Origin of the sequence: Citrobacter sp. CFNIH10 (assembly GCF_002934585.1) — a bacterium.
GTDB lineage: Bacteria > Pseudomonadota > Gammaproteobacteria > Enterobacterales > Enterobacteriaceae > Citrobacter_A > Citrobacter_A amalonaticus.
The window spans coordinates 4,899,100-4,915,053 of sequence record NZ_CP026216.1; the positions used below are offsets into that span (position 1 = coordinate 4,899,100).

Here is a 15,954-nt window from a genome sequence, read left to right on the forward strand (position 1 = left end):
CGCCGGTGGCGTATGAATGACCGGATGATTCGCAACTGTGATTTAGATGATTAATGAGGTGGTTATGCAAAAGAGCAAGCCAGGACGAATGATTGAGATTCGGGTGAACGGTGCATTGCTTACTGCAATTAAAACTGAAACCGCTGTCGCTGCAGATTACATAAGTTTTATGGAAGCAGTGACTAAAGCTTTGATGGACCCGGAAAAGCTGGAATGCGAAGCCAACGCCTCCGGGAAAACGATTTTACATCCAGATTTCAAAACTTTTGGTTCGATGACGATCAGTAATCCCAGAGATCCTCAATAAAAAAATTAACCTTGATGGTCCCAGCTCCTCGCGATGCCTCGAGGTAATGCTGAATGACATCATCATCAAGATGAGTGTTCCATTTTTCAAAGCTGTGACGTGGGAAATACTCTTCAAAAATATCACGTACAGCAGCTTCACCGGTTGCGATATCAGGAAGCATTCCGCAACGAGTAAGGCATTTAGCAATAAGTGTTGACTTAAGCATCTGTTTTCCTTGCTTGGTATGGGCACCAATAAGGATACCACCACGCCTGATGTGGATAAAAGCAGGCCAAAGCAATAAGAAACACATCCCTGTTCTGGCGGCCCGGCGTTTTCCCGTGTATTTCCGGCAACCGCCAGCCTTTTCAGGGCACAACATGCAAGCGCACTCCTTCACTTACCAGTTATGGGTGACAGGTGTGAAACGGCGGAGTGCGCTTGCAGTTGTGGTGAAGTGCAGCCCTTAGAGGTAACCAGAAGATAAGCATCTGGCGCCACAACCCAATCACGTAGCCAGCGTGGTACCAGGAAGTAAGAAAGCTGTGAGTAGTCTTGGCGGTACCAGGGTCTTCAACCTGACAAAAGGGGGACGAAGATAATGTTCTACCTCGGTACCGCCCTTTTTTACAAAACAGACAAGGGCATCACCGGGCGACGGGCTCATAACCCAATCCACCCGGGCGGTTGCAGCCGCAGGTGCTCTTGTCTGTTTTGTGGAGAAACTAACTGGCGATGGCAGTCGCCCGTTGCACTAAGTGCCTCTGGATGGGGCATTTATTGAAACGAAACCAAAACTTTTATTCGCCTTATGGCGAGGGATTCGTGCAACCAAAAATCGTGCGGTGCAGCGCACCAATTAAGGAGAACTAACGATGAGTTTTATCCAGACTCTTTCCGGTAAGAAGTTCGATTATATCAACTCCACCATTGACGATATTGATATCGAAGACATCGCCGGGGCGCTTTCCAATATCTGCCGCTTCGCGGGGCACCTGTCGGAATTTTATAGCGTGGCGCAGCATTCCGTTATGTGCAGTCAGCTCGTGGCGCCAGAGTTCGCCTTTGAAGCGCTGATGCATGACGCCGCAGAGGCATACTGCCTGGACATCCCTGCCCCGCTGAAAGCGTTGTTGCCAGATTACCGCCGGATCGAGACGCGCACTGATCAACTGATCCGCCTGAAATTCGGCCTGCCGCTTGACGAGACATACCTCGTTAAATATGCCGACCTGACCATGCTCGCGACCGAGCGCCGGGATCTGGATATCGACGACGGTTCCATATGGCCGATTCTGGAAGGTATTCCACCAACGGATTTATTTGAAATTCATCCTTTGCGCCCCGGCCAGGCCTTCGGCCTGTTCATTAACCGGTTCAATGAACTGATGGAGCTGCGCCAATGCGCCGCCTGAAAGTTAAAGAGCTCGTTGCGGAGGCGCATGCCTCCGTACCGGAACTACCAGCAAAGCATGGGCGGCTTATGAAAGAGGTCGCAACACGACTGGAAGCAACCTATGCAGCGTTAACCGAGTCACTGGCTCGGCTGGATCAGCAACGTGAAGGTAATGTGCAATGACCGTATTCGAATACGTCCAGGCTCATCCCAATACCACCAGCAGCGATATTGCTAAAGCGCTGCACAGAAGGACACCTGTCGTGGCCGGCGCACTATCGCAACTCTACACCACTGGCCACATCGTAAAAACTGGCGTTCGTGGTGGTGCACCAACATACCGCGTCAACGATCTGCCATTCGGCTGCAGTAATCCTCTGACACTGATGTTTAACCAGCTTTTACTGGCAGTACGCCGGGAGGCCGCCCAATGATCTCCCTGCACAACGCAGATTGCTTCGATGTTTTCCCGCGACTCTCCAGCGGTACCGTCGACCTGGTATGTGCTGACATTCCATACGGAACCACGCAGTGCCGATGGGATTCAGTGTTAGACCTGCAGTGGATGTGGCGGGAGCTCTACCGGATCACTAAGCCGGCGGTCGCCATCGTTCTGTTTTCTGCACAGCCATTTACCAGCGTACTGATTGCCAGCAACTTACAGCACTGGAGAACAGAGTGGATATGGGAAAAGGGGAATGCTACCGGCTTTCTGAATGCCAAAAAGCAACCGCTGCGTGCGCATGAAAACATCGAGGTCTTTTATCGTTGCCAGCCGACTTATAACCCGCAATTTACGCATGGCCACGAGCGAAAAACCTCCAGGCGAAAGACCGTTAATTCTGAATGCTACGGAAAGGCGCTGACGCTGACGAAGTACGATTCAACCAGCCGCTATCCGCGTGATGTCCAATTTTTCTCGAGCGACAAACAGGCAGGAAACTACCATCCGACCCAAAAGCCGTTGGCGCTGGTTAAGTACCTGATCGAAACCTACAGCAATCCCGGTGATACGGTGCTGGATTTCACTATGGGAAGCGGTACCGCCGGAGTGGCCTGTCAGCAATCAGAGCGTAAGTTCATCGGCATCGAGAAAGACGCAGAAATTTTCAAGACCGCATGCCAGCGCATGGGGATCAAACGGGAGCAAGCAGCATGAACACAATAACCAGAGAGTTCACCAAAGAGCAGTTAATCGAATGGGCGCGGGAGAGAAAATCACAAGCCGAGGATTTTCAGGGCGTTGAGAACGCAGAAAAGGATCTGGTTCTTGCTGAAATCGCGCTGGCATCGCTGACCGCTAAGCCGATTGGAGCCTTCCACATTGCCAATCAGCAGGTGGACGGAACAACGGATTATATCAAGGATGGTGAGTGGCCCATCGATAACGGCGTCATTGAAGTCTACGACGCCCTACCAGCACCGCAGGATTACTTCTCATCGCTCGTTTCAGCAGCGCGATTGCGTGCTGATAAAGCAATGCGCAAATTTCCTCAGCCAAACTACGTGCTCAATAAAGTTGCAGAAGAAAGCGGAGAGGTTATTAAAGAGGTTATCCACTACACGGAAGGGCGTGGGGACTGGAACAAGGTTGAATACGAGCTGGTCGATAACCTGGCCATGTTAATTCGCCTAGTGACCGAGGGCGATCAGGTTATCGGGTTTACTCCTCCTGATGTCTGCCGCGGTGCCATGCTTCAAGGTAGCCAACCTGTAAGCAATCGTGATGAGTTGCCACCAGATGAAATTGAGTGCGATATCTGTGGACATGTATCTACTGACCCAGAGGGGCGGCACCACTGCTGCGAGGATAACAGCAATGATTGATAAATATCGTTTAGATGATTTACGGCTTGAATCCGGCGAAAAAGGTGAGCTCGCCCGCTGGGTGATTCAGTTGCAAACAGACCTGGATAATGAGCGGCGTAAGGCTGGCAACTATCCGGTAATTGGCATTGACTATGCATCCGATCCTGACAGAACGGTAGAAGTTCGGTACTTTGCACCACCAGGTTACGTGATGGTACCGATCGTTCCGACAGAGGACATGGTTATTAACGGCTTCGAGTCTGAGCCAGATCCACATTTCAGCGATGAAAAAGAGTGGGCTGAATACAAAGCATTGAGCGGATGCAGAAAGGCAGCGCGTCGGGCTGAGTTGTGCTGGGCGGCGATGATTAAAGCAGTACCAAAACAGGAGACTTTATAACGTGAACAATTTAATGATCGACCTCGAAACAATGGGTAATAAACCAAATGCCCCGATCGTTTCAATTGGTGCTGTTTTCTTTGATCCTCAATCTCGTGAATTGGGTCCTGAGTTCTATGCAGTTGTCAGCCTCGAAAGTGCAATGAAGTCAGGCGCAGTTCCTGATGGCGATACTATTATTTGGTGGATGAAACAAAGTGCAGAAGCGCGGGCGGCAATTTGCATTGATGATGTAATGCCGATCGCCGATGCACTTTCTGAATTGAACCATTTTATTCTTCAGCACGCCGACAACCCGAAATATATGAAGGTCTGGGGAAACGGTGCAACATTCGATAACGTCATTTTACGAGGTGCATATGAGCGCGCTGGCCACATCTGTCCGTGGAAATTCTGGAATGATCATGACGTACGAACAATCGTAACCCTCGTTCGCGGGATAGGATTTGATCCCAAGCAAGACATGCCATTCGATGGTGACATGCATAACGCACTGGCCGATGCCCGTCACCAGGCAAAATATGTATCAGCCATCTGGCAAAAATTAATTCCTGCTGAATGAATTAATAGAAGAGGTAAATTATGACTACTACCGATTTTATGGAAGAGCAGGAAGTGTTTGACCTGCTCAAAAAGAAAAAAACAGCAATCTGGCGTTTACGAAAAGAACATGGATTCCCTAACCCGGTACTTACCTACCCTTCCAGATACAGCAGAAAAGCTGTAATGAAATGGATAGATGAGGGTGGCGTCAACCGAGCTGTTTGACATGCCAGAATATCTTATCAGCATACAGTTCATACGCATCTTTCTGCTCCACCAGCCAGTCATGTTTGTTATAAACCGCCATCACTCCCCCCAGCTCATGCCCCAACATCTTTTCAAGGACGTGGGGCATCACCCCTTCCCCCGATAAGTTTGTCACCAGCGAGCGCCTGAAGTCGTGTGTTCGCCACTCCGGAATATCAATTTTATCCCTTAATTTTTTCATGTATAGATTGGCTGACGAGCGATCTATCGCCTTGTCCAGTTCCTGACCGGGGAAAAGAATATCCCTGCCGGAATTGAGTAACTTTTCCACGTATGGTTTCACCTGGTCGAATACAGGCCGCCGGATAACGTTTCCCATCTTGGAATGCTCTCCTGGTGTGGTCCAGATGAGATCATCCATATTAAACTCGCTGGCAGTTGAAAGGCGCAATTCAGACAAACGGGCACCCCATAGCAGCAGTAACTGGTGCAGAACTTTGTTGGAGGAAACAATCTTGTTGTTCTCCAGCGCCAGCCAGACTTTTGCAAGCTCGGTATATGTAAGAACCCGGCTACCCACATCGGGCTTTTTCCCAATGGTTTTAACGCTGAGTTTCAATACGTCACATGAGGGAATCAGTTGACGACTGATGCACCAGTTCATCACGGATCGAAGCTGGAGAAGTAATACCCTGGCTTTCTTGCCGTTCTTCTTTTCCTGCTTATCGAAGAACCTGACCCAGGATGAAACGGGAATGTTGACTACCGGTGCATCCGGGAATTCTGTGTACATGGTGTTGTACACAACTGACTTGTACAGCGTCTGGGTGTTAGGCTTGAGAGTCTCAACATATTTCGTCCACCACTGATCCAGACACTCCTTTAACGTTAGCTCGCCATCTTCCTTGGCAAAATAATTTTTAGGGTTCAGTCCCTTGATGTACAATTCGCGCATCTCACCGACTATCACGCGAGCCTCTTTGAGAGGCATTGCAGGGTATCGGCCAACAGAAAGGCGGACAGGCTTACCGTTCCAGCGGTAACGATACTGAAACGTAATCGTTCCGGTTGGGGTGATACGCACACTCAGACCGTCACCATCTGTGACTTCGGGTGCGCCGTTGTAAGGCTTGGCATTTATGCTGCGAAGTTTGGTATCACTGAGGGCCACGGCTTAGTATCCTGTACACACTGAACTTCAGCATTCTGTACTCAATCTGTACGCAATGGCAAGTGAACGAAGTGATTTCCTATGCGGAAACATGCGAAAGGTTACGAAATAAAAGGAATGAAATGCTTGATGGGGTGCGGACTGATAGGATAACATTCAACACAAGAAGAACACTTAAAAATCAGTTAGTTCAAAGTCCCCTTAGTTAAATGGATATAACGAGCCCCTCCTAAGGGCTAGTTGCAGGTTCGATTCCTGCAGGGGACACCATCCGGCCCACCGTGGTGAGCCGGAAAACGTCCGGGCGTTAAAGGGTGACCGAATGCGCTTTTTCGCCGGGTTTGAATACTACCTCTCCGAGGCTGATACACGCGACCGGGCAAACATGGCCGCACAGCAGGCAGCCGACGCATTTTTCGGTATTGTAGTGCGGGGTCCGCGTCTGTTCGTTCCACTCCATCGCCTGATGACCACCGTCGAAGCAGGAAATGTAGCAACGACCGCAGCCGACGCATTTTTCCTGATTAATATGCGGGTAAACGATATAACTGCGGTCGAGATCTTCTGCCGGAACGATATTGGCATTTGCCAGCCCCACCATCTCATCCAGCGAGTCGAAACCCTGATCGTTAAGATAGTGCGACAAGCCGCTGATCATATCTTCAACAATGCGATAACCGTACTGCATGATGCCGGTTGTCACCTGAAGTGTTGCGGCGCCCAGCAGCAAGAACTCGGCAGCATCTTCCCAGGTTTCAATTCCACCGATACCGCTAATCGGAAAATCTTTCAGCTCAGGATGGGTGCGTAGCTGCTGAATGAAGCGCAAGGCAATCGGTTTCACCGCTTTACCTGAATAGCCCGAAATACTGGATTTGCCATTGACGACTGGCAGACCCAATTTACGCTTGAGGTCAATATTGGTAATTGACTTGACTGTGTTGATGGCGGCAATACCATCGGCACCACCGCGTTTCGCCGCCAGCGCAACCTCGCACATATCGCCGATATTGGGCGTCATTTTAGCGAGCATCGGCATAGAAGAGCCGCGTTTCACCGCCTGGCAATATTTCTCCACCAGTTCAGGACTTTGCCCCACATCGCTCCCCATGGCGTGAGAGGTCATCTGCGGACAGGAGAAGTTGCATTCAATCATATCCGCGCCAGCCTCTTCGACCAGACGCGCCAGATCCTGCCACTGCTGCTCATTTTCCCCCATGATCGAGGCGATCAGCACCTTATCCGGGTAATCTTGTTTGAGCCGACGAATCGCCGCAAGATTTTCTGCCAGCGGGTGCTCAGCAATCTGCTCCATGTTTTTAAAGCCGATAAACCCGGTGTCTTCTTTAATCAGATGGTCGAAGCGGGGAGAAACTTCGTTGGCGATAAAGAAACCGATGGTTTTAAAAACGATGCCGCCCCAGCCGCTATCGTAGGCTTTAGCGCACATCTCATAGCAATTGCCGACCGGGGAAGAAGAGAGGCAGAACGGATTGGGAAACTTCACGCCGCAGAAGGTAATAGAGAGATCTTTGGTTAGCATGATGACGCCTCCTCTAAATAGTGATGAATGGCTTGAGCGGCTTCTTTCCCGGTTTTAACGGCATACACCACGGTTTTATCTCCCTGGACGATATCGCCAGCGGCGAACAGTCCCGGAACTGCAGTCTGGTAATGTTGAGTGTCGACGGTATTGCGTTGTACCCGAATGCCGGAGAAGGCTTCCAGCCCGGCATGCTGACCGACGGCGAGGATAATTTTTTCTGCGGTCAGAGATAGCTCGCCAGGCAGGCGCACGTGCCTGAAGGTGACCTTATTTCCGTCAACTGCCGTTGGCGTAAAGCCATCAATGATAGAGACGCCCAGCGCCTGGGTGGTGGTGAACTCTTTTTCACTGGCCGGGAACTCCGCAAGCTCTTCACGCGCCACGCAGGTAACCGATTCACAGCCGAGAATTTTGAGCGTACTGGCCACGTCCATGGCGACATCGCCGCCGCCAATCACCAGCGCGCTTTGCGGCACGGATATGCCACCCGCCTTGCCACGCGCGCGTTTTAAAAAGTCGACGGCGATTTCTGCCGTCCCCGCGTCATTAAACAACGGCAGCGACATGCCTTTTGACAGGCCGACCGTCAGCAGGACAGCGCGATATTCAGCTTTGAGCGCCTCCAGCGTGACAGTGTTGCCAATCTCGCAGCCACAGCGGATTGTCACCCCCATTTCCGTAATACGCGCAATTTCAGCGTCCAGCACCGATTGCGGCAGACGGAATTCAGGAATGCCGTGGCGCAACCAACCGCCGGGTTGAGCCGTTTTTTCGAACACAGTGACGTCATAGCCCAGATTGCACAACGTGACACTGGCCTGCAACCCGGCTGGGCCCGCCCCCACGATGGCGACGTTGCCCTTATCTTTACGGCCTGGCTGATAAATCTGCATCTGCGTTTGTCGTTCAAAGTCGGTGACAAACCGTTGCAAACGGGCAATATCGATAGGTTTATCAATTCCGGAACGGGAACAGCCGCGCTGGCAGAGTTTTTCCGTGGGACATACCCGGGCGCAGACGGCGCCAAGCGCGTTATTTTCTCTAATGGTTTCGGCCGCGCCCTTAAAGTTACGGAAATAAACAGAGCGGATAAATTTCCCCGGGTCTGTTTCCGCCGGACAGGACTGGCTGCACGGTGCGTCGTGACACAACAAACAGCGGGAAGCTTCTTTGATAGCCAACAAGGGCGTGAAGCCAGGAATCAGTTCATCAAGGTAGTCTCGTTGCGACATATGCCATTCCTTAATAATAAGTTTACGTAAGGCAAACTGAGTACAAATAGCTACTTATGAGGCTAGGCTTATGACTGAATGGATGTTGTGAAAGCATTCACAGATAACCAGATAAAAAGTATGGAATTACAGCGACCGCAAGAATAGATAAGATGCGAATAGAAACTATTTTTGTAATAAGAACGCATTAATTGTGTTTTGCAAAAAAAGACGGTTGCGAAAAAACGCGCAGCCGTTTGGCACGGCGTCAGTCGTTCCGGGAATACTGATGTTTTTATTCGGCGGCATCGCACAGGGGATCGGCGCGTTTATGCAGAAATCTCTTTTCAAATAAATAATGAGTCACCAAACCTTACGTAAATAACGCTTTTTTGTGTGGCAGTAAATTCTGTTATTGTTCCTTGCCAGCGGAATAACGGCGGTGTAATAATTCATAAAAATACGCCACGGAATAAATAACTTATGGATGATATTATTCAACTTGAATCCTATATGCGCCACGCCATTCGTGAAGCGGAAGAAAGTCTGCGTGAAGGAAATAAAGGTTTTGGCGCAGTCATCATCAAGGATGGGGAAATCATTGCCTCTGCGCATGATGGTGAGGAAACAGAATCAGACCCGACATCGCACGCGGAAATTAATGCCATTAAACTCGCCGGGAAAAAGATCGGCAAAGATTTATCCGGTTGTCTTCTTCTCTCAACCAGTGAACCTTGTCCGATGTGTGCCTTCGCCATTGCGTGGTCAGGTATCAAAGAGATAGCCTTTGGATACTCTATTCAGGATGCGCTGGCCCAGGGGCGGCGACGGATTTTATTCCTCTGTACTGAAGCGTTTGATAAAGCAGGAATGGATATTACCGTACATAAAGGTATTCTTCAGCGAGAATGCGCAACTCTTTATCGCGCGGATGTTCGAAATGAAATCAATAGACTACGTTCGGCGACCGATGACGATCTTAGGGCGCTGAATGCCGATTCCATTGCGCGTCGAACGGCCTGGTTCTGTGAGAATAGCGCGATACTGCGTGCTGAACACAGCAATCTGTTAGAAGCGGCCCATCGCTTGCTGGTAAGTCGATTTCACACCACAGTTGATGAAATGCCTGTGGTGGCGAGAAGTGAAAAACAGATCACGTTCCATTCCATGAATTTCTGTCCAACGCTGGAGGCGTGCAAAATATTACGTCTGGATACACGGCACGTGTGTAAACTCCTGAATGAAGATTCCACAAACAGGCTGGTCAAAAATATTGACCGCAGACTTCGCTTCTCGCGGAATTACGCGAATCTGCGTCCCTATACGCCTTTTTGCGAAGAATTTATCTCACTTGAAGATTGATATTTCAGGAGAAATTGTCCGTAAAATAAAAAGACCTCATCACGGAAACGCGATATCCCTCGCAGGATTGACTCGTTGGACGGTGACGCCCGCCATACTGGCTGGCGTCGTCTGGTTTAGCGTTTCACTCCGATGTGTATTTTTCGGGTCGCGAAGAACGCGTCGGGGCTCATCCAAAACTCATACGCCATATCATGAATTTTGCGATTTTTTAGCTCACGCAGCGTAATGCCGCGAATCTTCCCTTCTGCAATCCGTCGCGCGACCTCCCCCGTACTGAGTCGTAACTGCTTTTTCATCACCGACAACAGACTGACCTGAAAGGCGGTCGTTAAGCGGATAGTGACCTTCACCTGTTGATGCCGGGCAAGCGTCATCCGCCACTGTTCGCGAACAGCAAACTCCGGGCTACCGGAAAGCTCAGCATTATTTCGCTTCAAAACCTGGCGATCGTGAGCGAAAAGCAGGATCGCGCTTGCGTCATTGCCAACGATCCGCGCAAAAAGATCGCGGTCAATACGGCTGACAGGGAGTCGAGAGAACAGATTGATATTCCAGGTATAATCGCAATGAAGGCACTTATAGATGCTCCAGACATCAAGCAGCTTCTTTTGCGAATTCATTCTGAAAGCCCCGGAAGGGATGAAATCGCGTTTGATATTGCAGGCAGGACAGCGCTTCGCAATGCGCTGATATCCCACGGGACTGACAGTCCATGTGACGTGCATGTTGACCCTTTTTTAACCCATACAAAAACGGATTCGTCCTGGACGAACCATGAATTTTGCTATGCGAAAAATATTTGAAGATATTTTTCAGTGGGTTAAGAAAAGATTTCCAGCACAACAATCCCTTGAGTTACCGATAGGCCAGCAAGACTAACAGACCCCTGGCCTCTCAATACATAAATCAAATCAATATTTGTGACACTACTATCAGGGTTATTTGATCTGGCATCGGATTCTTCTCGAAAAATAACCGTATATTCATTCATCAACCACAGGATACAAGGAGCGTGAAATGTCACAGCAAGAACAGTTTTGCCATGCCTGCGGAATGCCACTTTCCGCACCCGATGCCAAAGGGGCGAGCGATAAATACTGTGCCTATTGCAGCGATGCCGAAGGCAATCTGAAGCCCTGGGATGACGCCGTTTCCGGTCTGGCAGGATTTCTGGATTCCTGGCAAAAAGTGGGCCCTGAGGAGTCACGTAAGCGCGCAATCCGTTATCTGACATCCATGCCTGCCTGGGCACACAAAGCAGACGACTAAACCACCGATGCCAACCCAACGGTCAGATGCCGTCGTGATCCTGCATGAAATCTACGGCATCAATGCGCATATACATCGCACCAGGGAAATGTGGCGGGCGCGTGGTTTCGACGTCTACGTTCCCGCACTTTTTCCGCATGACGCGCCGTACAGCTATGCTCAGCAGGATGAGGCGTATCGCTATTTTTCAATCCACGTTGGTTTTGATCCACAACCCATCTTAACGTTGCTTACCACACTGCGTGCGCAACATCGCAAATTGATTGTCATCGGCTACAGCACCGGGGCAACGCTCGCATGGCGGGTCGCAGGAAGCGGCTTGTGTGACGGGGTTATTTGTCATTATGGCTCTCGCATTCGCCAGTACAGCGATGAGTTACCGCACTGCCCTGCGCTGATGATCATGGCTCGCCATGAGCCGTCATTCGACCCTACGGCGCTACAACAGAAGCTGGAAACATTGCCCCTGGTGCAATGTCATATGTACGATGCACAGCACGGCTTTTGTGACGCAGACAGCCCCGGATACCTTGCGTGGCAGGCGCGCCATGCTGTCGCTGATGCCATCGCATTTGTTGACGCGGTCTGCGGATAGTCGACATCCTGCCTTTATAGCCAGCGGCGAACCTGTTTAGTGTAGTGCTCCCACTGTGCACCAAAACGCTTATGTAACTCGAACTCTTCAAAATCGATATGCAACCGGGCCACCGCCAGCATAAAGAGCGGCACGGCAATCATGCCAGGCAGACTGCCCAACCAGAGCGCAACGGCAAATTGCACACCGATCAGTCCAAGATAAATAGGATTTCGACTCCAGGCATAACATCCGTGCGTAACCAGCGTCGTTGTTTTATCCGCCTGTAGTGGATTGAGGGTGGTGCGACTCACATGCATGTGCCACGCGGTCGTCAGAATGATGCCAAGACTGACTGCAGCAATCGCCAGACTCAGCACCTGGGTGACCAGGCCAAAGGTAAAACGCGGATTTGCGGTCAAACAATCCCCGACCACAAAGATTAACAAAATGACCGGCGGCGGAAACCGACTTCTGAGCTTTGCGAGACGCACATTGATCTGTTTCATTTCTCTCCTTCTGCATCGCGACTAGTTTGAGACTTTACAGTTCCCTTCGAATAGTGCCTGATAAATTATCACTAAACGATGCTCAATACGGTCCGGTAATTCCTCTCTTTTCAAAAAGGCGATAATGATGGCCGGTTGGTTTGAATTGAGTAAGAGTACAAACGATCAATTCCGTTTTGTATTGAAAGCAGGTAATCATCAGATTATTGGCGCCAGCCAGATGTATGCCTCCGTGCAATCGCGTGATGCGGGCATCGCGCCAGTAAAAACAAACGGCAGTAGCAAAACGATAAAAGAGCAGATCGGATTTTGACGTAATTGGCCAGATCGGGAAATACCGATCTGGCCTCTAATATCAAAGAACCTTACTTAAAAATTCAGCCGTTCGCGGATTCGCTGGCGATGTAAAAAGCACGTCAGGCGATCCCTCTTCCTGGATAATACCGTGATCGATGAAGATGACCCGATCCGCCACTTCACGGGCGAACCCCATTTCGTGAGTGACAATCGCCATGGTCATGCCTTCATTGGCCAGATTCTTCATAACCTCCAGCACATCCCCCACTAACTCTGGATCCAGCGCCGAGGTTGGCTCATCGAACAACATGATCGAGGGGTTCATTGCCAGCGCGCGGGCAATCGCCACACGTTGCTGTTGACCGCCCGACAGGCGTGAAGGCCAGGCGTCGCGTTTATCGCTTAATCCGACCTTTTCCAGCAACATTTCTGCCCGGCTGGTCGCATCGCGACGCGAGAGCCCCAACAACATTTGCGGTGCCATCATCAGGTTGTCCAGCACCGTCATGTGCGGAAACAGATTAAAACGCTGGAACACCATCCCCACGCTTTCGCGCATTTTATTGAGATCGGTTTTGCGATCGTGAACGGCAAAACCATTCACCATCACTTCGCCTTCGGTGACTGTCTCAAGCGCATTCATACAGCGTAAAAAGGTGCTTTTCCCGGACCCTGACGGGCCAATGATGCACACCACTTCCTGCGGTTTGATATCACAGTCAATCCCGCGCAGAACGTGGTTGTCACCAAAATGTTTATGTAAATTTTTAATGTGGATCACTTTTACCAAACCTTTTTTCCAGACGGTTAACCAGCTGCGCCAGCAGGAAGGTGAGTACCCAGTACACCAGTGAAATGGTCAGGTAGGGTTCCCAGTAGGTGGCGTAAGCGCCTGAAACCGTACGCGCCGCGTAGGCCAAATCGGCAAGACCGATCGCCGAGGCGAGTGAGGAATCTTTGACAATCGCAATGGCGTTATTGCCCAGCGGTGGAAGAATACGGCGAAAAGCCTGAGGCAGAATGACTTTGCGCATGGTTTTCCACCACGGCATCCCCAGCGCTCGCGAGGCCTCCATCTGACCGGGGTCAATCGACTGGATCCCCGCGCGGAAGATCTCAGAAACATAAGCCCCGGCATTCAGCGTGATCGCCACAATACAGGATAAGAAAGCCCCGTAGCCCGAGCGCAATTCGCGGGCAAAATCGGCGCTCATCAGCCCGCTGGTGACCAGAATTCCGTCACGGGGATTGATGAACAGCGGTACCAGCGCAAAATGGACGACCATGATCTGAACAAACAGTGGCGTTCCGCGAAAGGCGCTGACGTAGAAACGAACGGGATATTGAACAAAATAGCGGAGTGCGTATTTCCAGAAACCGTGCTCGGCTTTCGCCATGCGGCCCAGCCCCAGCGTCAGCCCCCAGAGTGTGCCAAGACAGACACAGATGATGGTGCATTTTATGGTCATCCACGCGCCTTCCATAAATAATGGCGCATACTCCTGGATGATTTCCCAACGAAATCCCGTCATGGTTTTCCCCTGCAAAAAAGCTGACACAGACCGCGTGTCAGCCTAAAAAATAAATTAATAATGCAAATTACTCTGACGGAAGCGTCGGGACTTCACTGTCAAACCAGGTTTTATAAATTTTATCGTAGGTACCGTCAGCGATGATTTTCTTCAATCCCGCGTTAATCTTTTGCTGTAATTCGGTATTCCCTTTGGCGACCGCAATACCAAAATACTGGCGCTCAAACTTGGCATCCGGCACAAGCTTGAACTGTTTTTCCGGATGCTGCTTGATGTAGTATTTCACCACGCCAACATCGCCAACCGCCGCGCTGACGCCATCTTCAAACAATTCCTGCAGCATTAACGGCGTGTTGTCGAAACGCTTAATTGCGGTGCTGTTTTTCCCGAGAACGCCAGAAACCACAATGTCGCCGGTGCTGGAGTTAACGACGCCAACCTTTTCCGTTTTCAGCGAGTCCAGAGAACTCACTTTTGAATCAGCCGGAACGACAATGGACTGCTCCGCCGGGAAATAAGGAAGAGAAAAATCCACCATCTGCTTACGTTTATCCGTGATGGTGATCCCCGAGATAATGATGTCGCGATCCCCGGAACCCAGCGTCGCAAAGATACCTTCCCACGGCGTGTTGACCAGTTTGACATCAAAATTTTCTGCTTTAGCAATGGCTTTAATAATATCGATATCAAAGCCTTCCAGTTGTTTCTGGCTGTTTTCAAATTCAAATGGGCGATAGGTGCCACCCGCGCCGACCACGTAGGTTTCTTGTGCTGCAAAAGCGGCCCCGGTCAACGCCATCATCAAACATCCTGCTTTTATCCACTGACTGAACATTCCCTTCTCCTGTTATTTTTATGCACATTTACTGCATAAAAATACCCAAACTACTTTCCTTATGCAATCACAATCTGCTCCGCGGCTTACCTCGCCGAAACGCCGCTTAGCGTGTCACTTTCACCGTCTTAACGCCTTCTTGCGCCATCGCGACAAACGCCCTGGCGGCGGCGCTTTGCCAGGCGCCTTTGCGCTGCAATAATACGGCCGTGCGTTCGAGCAGTTGTGGCGTCAGTGAAATGGCCCGCAGATCGTTGCTTTGCAACGCGATAGGCGCAGGCAATAGCGTGGATAATCCCGTGCGCCGCACCAGTTCCAGCACCGCGCTGATGGAATTAACCTCTATGTGGATCTGCGGTTGCAGTCCAGCCTGACGACAGTAACGATCAATCTGTTCCCGGGTAGCAAACTCCGCGCTCAATAAAATCAACTTTTCATTATTGAGCACGCTTAAATCCACCGATGCCTGTGCCGCCAGCGGATGATGATTTGCCACAACCAGGGCCAGGTTTTCAGTCAGCAACGGCTGTGCATCGATATCCGCAGAGTTAATCTCATCAAAAGCAATGCCAACATCCAGTTTATCGTTGACCAGCCTCTCTTCGATGTTGTCCTGCGAGAGCTCCTGCAACTGTAAAGTCACATTAGGATAGCGGGTATAGAATTTGGCCAGTAACGGGCCGATAAACCAGGCGGTAAAGGTAGGCGTCACCGCGACGCGCAGGGCCCCCCGGCTCAGATCCTCCACATCATGAATGGCACGTTTGCCCTCTTCCAGCGCCTGTAGCGCGCTACGCGCATAGCGCAAATAAACCTCTCCCGCATCGGTCAACCGGGTCAAACGCCCGCTACGATCGAACAACTGAACGCCCAGCGCCTCCTCCAGTTGCCTGATTTGCTGCGATAGCGCCGGTTGCGAAACGTGCAGCGCCGCCGCTGCACGAGTGAATCCGTGATGTTCCGCGACGGCAAGAAAATAGTGAGTGTGTCGATCCAGCATC

The 15,954-nt window shown here is 50.7% G+C and carries 22 protein-coding genes and 1 tRNA gene; 13 read left to right on the forward strand and 10 right to left on the reverse strand.

The window, feature by feature from the left end; genetic code table 11:
- Nucleotides 1-64: 64 nt before the first annotated feature.
- On the forward strand, nucleotides 65-307 hold the full coding sequence (locus C2U53_RS28040; RefSeq protein WP_246876146.1) for a hypothetical protein: 243 nt from the start codon (nucleotides 65-67) through the stop codon (nucleotides 305-307).
- Here the strand turns inward: C2U53_RS28040 and C2U53_RS30825 are convergent.
- On the reverse strand, nucleotides 282-671 hold the full coding sequence (locus tag C2U53_RS30825; RefSeq protein WP_371415051.1) for a hypothetical protein: 390 nt from the start codon (nucleotides 669-671) through the stop codon (nucleotides 282-284). The genes C2U53_RS28040 and C2U53_RS30825 overlap by 26 nt on opposite strands.
- A gap of 493 nt (nucleotides 672-1,164) precedes the next feature.
- Between C2U53_RS30825 and C2U53_RS28055 the strand changes: the two genes are divergently transcribed.
- The 7 genes from C2U53_RS28055 (at nucleotide 1,165) to C2U53_RS28090 (ending at nucleotide 4,662) form a co-directional block, all read left to right on the forward strand.
- Complete coding sequence (locus C2U53_RS28055) at nucleotides 1,165-1,704, forward strand: hypothetical protein (RefSeq protein ID WP_104446798.1); 540 nt, start codon at nucleotides 1,165-1,167, stop codon at nucleotides 1,702-1,704.
- 160 nt (nucleotides 1,705-1,864) lie between these two features.
- A complete protein-coding gene (locus tag C2U53_RS28060; RefSeq protein WP_044256271.1) occupies nucleotides 1,865-2,119 on the forward strand; it encodes a hypothetical protein in 255 nt (84 codons plus the stop codon).
- Complete coding sequence (locus C2U53_RS28065; protein WP_104446799.1) at nucleotides 2,116-2,844, forward strand: site-specific DNA-methyltransferase; 729 nt, start codon at nucleotides 2,116-2,118, stop codon at nucleotides 2,842-2,844. The genes C2U53_RS28060 and C2U53_RS28065 overlap by 4 nt, the downstream gene beginning before the upstream one ends.
- On the forward strand, nucleotides 2,841-3,512 hold the full coding sequence (locus tag C2U53_RS30545) for a hypothetical protein (RefSeq protein WP_246876147.1): 672 nt from the start codon (nucleotides 2,841-2,843) through the stop codon (nucleotides 3,510-3,512). The genes C2U53_RS28065 and C2U53_RS30545 overlap by 4 nt, the downstream gene beginning before the upstream one ends.
- On the forward strand, nucleotides 3,505-3,894 hold the full coding sequence (locus C2U53_RS30550; protein WP_246876148.1) for a hypothetical protein: 390 nt from the start codon (nucleotides 3,505-3,507) through the stop codon (nucleotides 3,892-3,894). Before C2U53_RS30545 ends, C2U53_RS30550 begins: the two co-directional genes overlap by 8 nt.
- Nucleotide 3,895: 1 nt before the next feature.
- The gene (locus C2U53_RS28085; RefSeq protein ID WP_104446800.1) at nucleotides 3,896-4,456 is read left to right on the forward strand and encodes a 3'-5' exonuclease; all 561 of its coding nucleotides are present in this window, start codon (nucleotides 3,896-3,898) and stop codon (nucleotides 4,454-4,456) included.
- A gap of 20 nt (nucleotides 4,457-4,476) precedes the next feature.
- Nucleotides 4,477-4,662, forward strand: coding sequence for a hypothetical protein (locus C2U53_RS28090; RefSeq protein WP_099531370.1), 186 nt, complete (start codon nucleotides 4,477-4,479; stop codon nucleotides 4,660-4,662).
- Here C2U53_RS28090 and C2U53_RS28095 read toward each other — a convergent pair.
- On the reverse strand, nucleotides 4,646-5,815 hold the full coding sequence (locus C2U53_RS28095; protein ID WP_104446801.1) for a site-specific integrase: 1,170 nt from the start codon (nucleotides 5,813-5,815) through the stop codon (nucleotides 4,646-4,648). The genes C2U53_RS28090 and C2U53_RS28095 overlap by 17 nt on opposite strands.
- A 195-nt stretch (nucleotides 5,816-6,010) precedes the next feature.
- On the opposite strand from C2U53_RS28095, the gene C2U53_RS28100 reads away from it, so the two are divergent.
- Nucleotides 6,011-6,085 (forward strand) — tRNA-Arg (locus tag C2U53_RS28100).
- Nucleotides 6,086-6,122: 37 nt separating this feature from the next.
- Here C2U53_RS28100 and preA read toward each other — a convergent pair.
- Both preA and C2U53_RS28110 read right to left on the reverse strand, forming a co-directional pair.
- The gene (preA, locus tag C2U53_RS28105; protein ID WP_104446802.1) at nucleotides 6,123-7,358 is read right to left on the reverse strand and encodes an NAD-dependent dihydropyrimidine dehydrogenase subunit PreA; all 1,236 of its coding nucleotides are present in this window, start codon (nucleotides 7,356-7,358) and stop codon (nucleotides 6,123-6,125) included.
- Nucleotides 7,352-8,593, reverse strand: coding sequence for an NAD(P)-dependent oxidoreductase (locus C2U53_RS28110; protein WP_104446803.1), 1,242 nt, complete (start codon nucleotides 8,591-8,593; stop codon nucleotides 7,352-7,354). Before C2U53_RS28110 ends, preA begins: the two co-directional genes overlap by 7 nt.
- A 462-nt stretch (nucleotides 8,594-9,055) precedes the next feature.
- Between C2U53_RS28110 and C2U53_RS28115 the strand changes: the two genes are divergently transcribed.
- Nucleotides 9,056-9,934: a nucleoside deaminase gene (locus C2U53_RS28115; RefSeq protein WP_044258443.1), complete on the forward strand. Its 879-nt coding sequence runs from the start codon at nucleotides 9,056-9,058 to the stop codon at nucleotides 9,932-9,934.
- A gap of 116 nt (nucleotides 9,935-10,050) precedes the next feature.
- Here C2U53_RS28115 and C2U53_RS28120 read toward each other — a convergent pair whose 3' ends face one another.
- Nucleotides 10,051-10,662 (reverse strand): DUF1062 domain-containing protein, encoded by a 612-nt coding sequence (locus C2U53_RS28120; RefSeq protein ID WP_104446804.1) that lies wholly within the window; start codon nucleotides 10,660-10,662, stop codon nucleotides 10,051-10,053.
- A 292-nt stretch (nucleotides 10,663-10,954) separates the two neighbouring features.
- Between C2U53_RS28120 and C2U53_RS28125 the strand changes: the two genes are divergently transcribed.
- The gene (locus C2U53_RS28125) at nucleotides 10,955-11,206 is read left to right on the forward strand and encodes a zinc ribbon domain-containing protein (RefSeq protein WP_042999953.1); all 252 of its coding nucleotides are present in this window, start codon (nucleotides 10,955-10,957) and stop codon (nucleotides 11,204-11,206) included.
- 7 nt (nucleotides 11,207-11,213) lie between these two features.
- Nucleotides 11,214-11,801, forward strand: a complete 588-nt coding sequence (locus C2U53_RS28130) for a dienelactone hydrolase family protein (protein WP_044258427.1) — start codon at nucleotides 11,214-11,216, stop codon at nucleotides 11,799-11,801.
- A gap of 14 nt (nucleotides 11,802-11,815) precedes the next feature.
- Here C2U53_RS28130 and C2U53_RS28135 read toward each other — a convergent pair whose 3' ends face one another.
- Nucleotides 11,816-12,289, reverse strand: a complete 474-nt coding sequence (locus C2U53_RS28135) for an isoprenylcysteine carboxylmethyltransferase family protein (RefSeq protein WP_233591181.1) — start codon at nucleotides 12,287-12,289, stop codon at nucleotides 11,816-11,818.
- 127 nt (nucleotides 12,290-12,416) lie between these two features.
- Between C2U53_RS28135 and C2U53_RS28140 the strand changes: the two genes are divergently transcribed.
- Complete coding sequence (locus tag C2U53_RS28140; protein ID WP_042999950.1) at nucleotides 12,417-12,602, forward strand: YegP family protein; 186 nt, start codon at nucleotides 12,417-12,419, stop codon at nucleotides 12,600-12,602.
- A gap of 42 nt (nucleotides 12,603-12,644) precedes the next feature.
- Here the strand turns inward: C2U53_RS28140 and C2U53_RS28145 are convergent, their stop codons facing one another.
- The 4 genes from C2U53_RS28145 to cynR all read right to left on the reverse strand — a co-directional run bounded on the left by C2U53_RS28145 (nucleotide 12,645) and on the right by cynR (nucleotide 15,953).
- Nucleotides 12,645-13,367 carry an amino acid ABC transporter ATP-binding protein gene (locus tag C2U53_RS28145; protein WP_043001868.1) on the reverse strand — a complete coding sequence of 241 codons (723 nt, stop codon included), beginning with the start codon at nucleotides 13,365-13,367 and terminating at the stop codon, nucleotides 12,645-12,647.
- Nucleotides 13,354-14,118 (reverse strand): amino acid ABC transporter permease, encoded by a 765-nt coding sequence (locus C2U53_RS28150; protein WP_042999949.1) that lies wholly within the window; start codon nucleotides 14,116-14,118, stop codon nucleotides 13,354-13,356. Before C2U53_RS28150 ends, C2U53_RS28145 begins: the two co-directional genes overlap by 14 nt.
- A gap of 67 nt (nucleotides 14,119-14,185) precedes the next feature.
- Nucleotides 14,186-14,953 (reverse strand): basic amino acid ABC transporter substrate-binding protein, encoded by a 768-nt coding sequence (locus C2U53_RS28155; RefSeq protein WP_042317722.1) that lies wholly within the window; start codon nucleotides 14,951-14,953, stop codon nucleotides 14,186-14,188.
- A 106-nt stretch (nucleotides 14,954-15,059) separates the two neighbouring features.
- The gene (gene cynR / locus C2U53_RS28160; protein WP_099434039.1) at nucleotides 15,060-15,953 is read right to left on the reverse strand and encodes a transcriptional regulator CynR; all 894 of its coding nucleotides are present in this window, start codon (nucleotides 15,951-15,953) and stop codon (nucleotides 15,060-15,062) included.
- Nucleotide 15,954: the final 1 nt, after the last annotated feature.

Coding starts and splice junctions, on each gene's coding strand:
- C2U53_RS28040 (WP_246876146.1), top strand. CDS start 65: ATGCAAAAGAGCAAGCCAGGACGAATGATTGAGATTCGGGTGAACGGT.
- C2U53_RS30825 (WP_371415051.1), bottom strand. CDS start 671: ATGTTGTGCCCTGAAAAGGCTGGCGGTTGCCGGAAATACACGGGAAAA.
- C2U53_RS28055 (WP_104446798.1), top strand. CDS start 1,165: ATGAGTTTTATCCAGACTCTTTCCGGTAAGAAGTTCGATTATATCAAC.
- C2U53_RS28060 (WP_044256271.1), top strand. CDS start 1,865: ATGACCGTATTCGAATACGTCCAGGCTCATCCCAATACCACCAGCAGC.
- C2U53_RS28065 (WP_104446799.1), top strand. CDS start 2,116: ATGATCTCCCTGCACAACGCAGATTGCTTCGATGTTTTCCCGCGACTC.
- C2U53_RS30545 (WP_246876147.1), top strand. CDS start 2,841: ATGAACACAATAACCAGAGAGTTCACCAAAGAGCAGTTAATCGAATGG.
- C2U53_RS30550 (WP_246876148.1), top strand. CDS start 3,505: ATGATTGATAAATATCGTTTAGATGATTTACGGCTTGAATCCGGCGAA.
- C2U53_RS28090 (WP_099531370.1), top strand. CDS start 4,477: ATGACTACTACCGATTTTATGGAAGAGCAGGAAGTGTTTGACCTGCTC.
- preA (WP_104446802.1), bottom strand. CDS start 7,358: ATGCTAACCAAAGATCTCTCTATTACCTTCTGCGGCGTGAAGTTTCCC.
- C2U53_RS28110 (WP_104446803.1), bottom strand. CDS start 8,593: ATGTCGCAACGAGACTACCTTGATGAACTGATTCCTGGCTTCACGCCC.
- C2U53_RS28115 (WP_044258443.1), top strand. CDS start 9,056: ATGGATGATATTATTCAACTTGAATCCTATATGCGCCACGCCATTCGT.
- C2U53_RS28120 (WP_104446804.1), bottom strand. CDS start 10,662: ATGCACGTCACATGGACTGTCAGTCCCGTGGGATATCAGCGCATTGCG.
- C2U53_RS28125 (WP_042999953.1), top strand. CDS start 10,955: ATGTCACAGCAAGAACAGTTTTGCCATGCCTGCGGAATGCCACTTTCC.
- C2U53_RS28130 (WP_044258427.1), top strand. CDS start 11,214: ATGCCAACCCAACGGTCAGATGCCGTCGTGATCCTGCATGAAATCTAC.
- C2U53_RS28135 (WP_233591181.1), bottom strand. CDS start 12,289: ATGAAACAGATCAATGTGCGTCTCGCAAAGCTCAGAAGTCGGTTTCCG.
- C2U53_RS28140 (WP_042999950.1), top strand. CDS start 12,417: ATGGCCGGTTGGTTTGAATTGAGTAAGAGTACAAACGATCAATTCCGT.
- C2U53_RS28150 (WP_042999949.1), bottom strand. CDS start 14,118: ATGACGGGATTTCGTTGGGAAATCATCCAGGAGTATGCGCCATTATTT.
- C2U53_RS28155 (WP_042317722.1), bottom strand. CDS start 14,953: ATGTTCAGTCAGTGGATAAAAGCAGGATGTTTGATGATGGCGTTGACC.
- cynR (WP_099434039.1), bottom strand. CDS start 15,953: ATGCTGGATCGACACACTCACTATTTTCTTGCCGTCGCGGAACATCAC.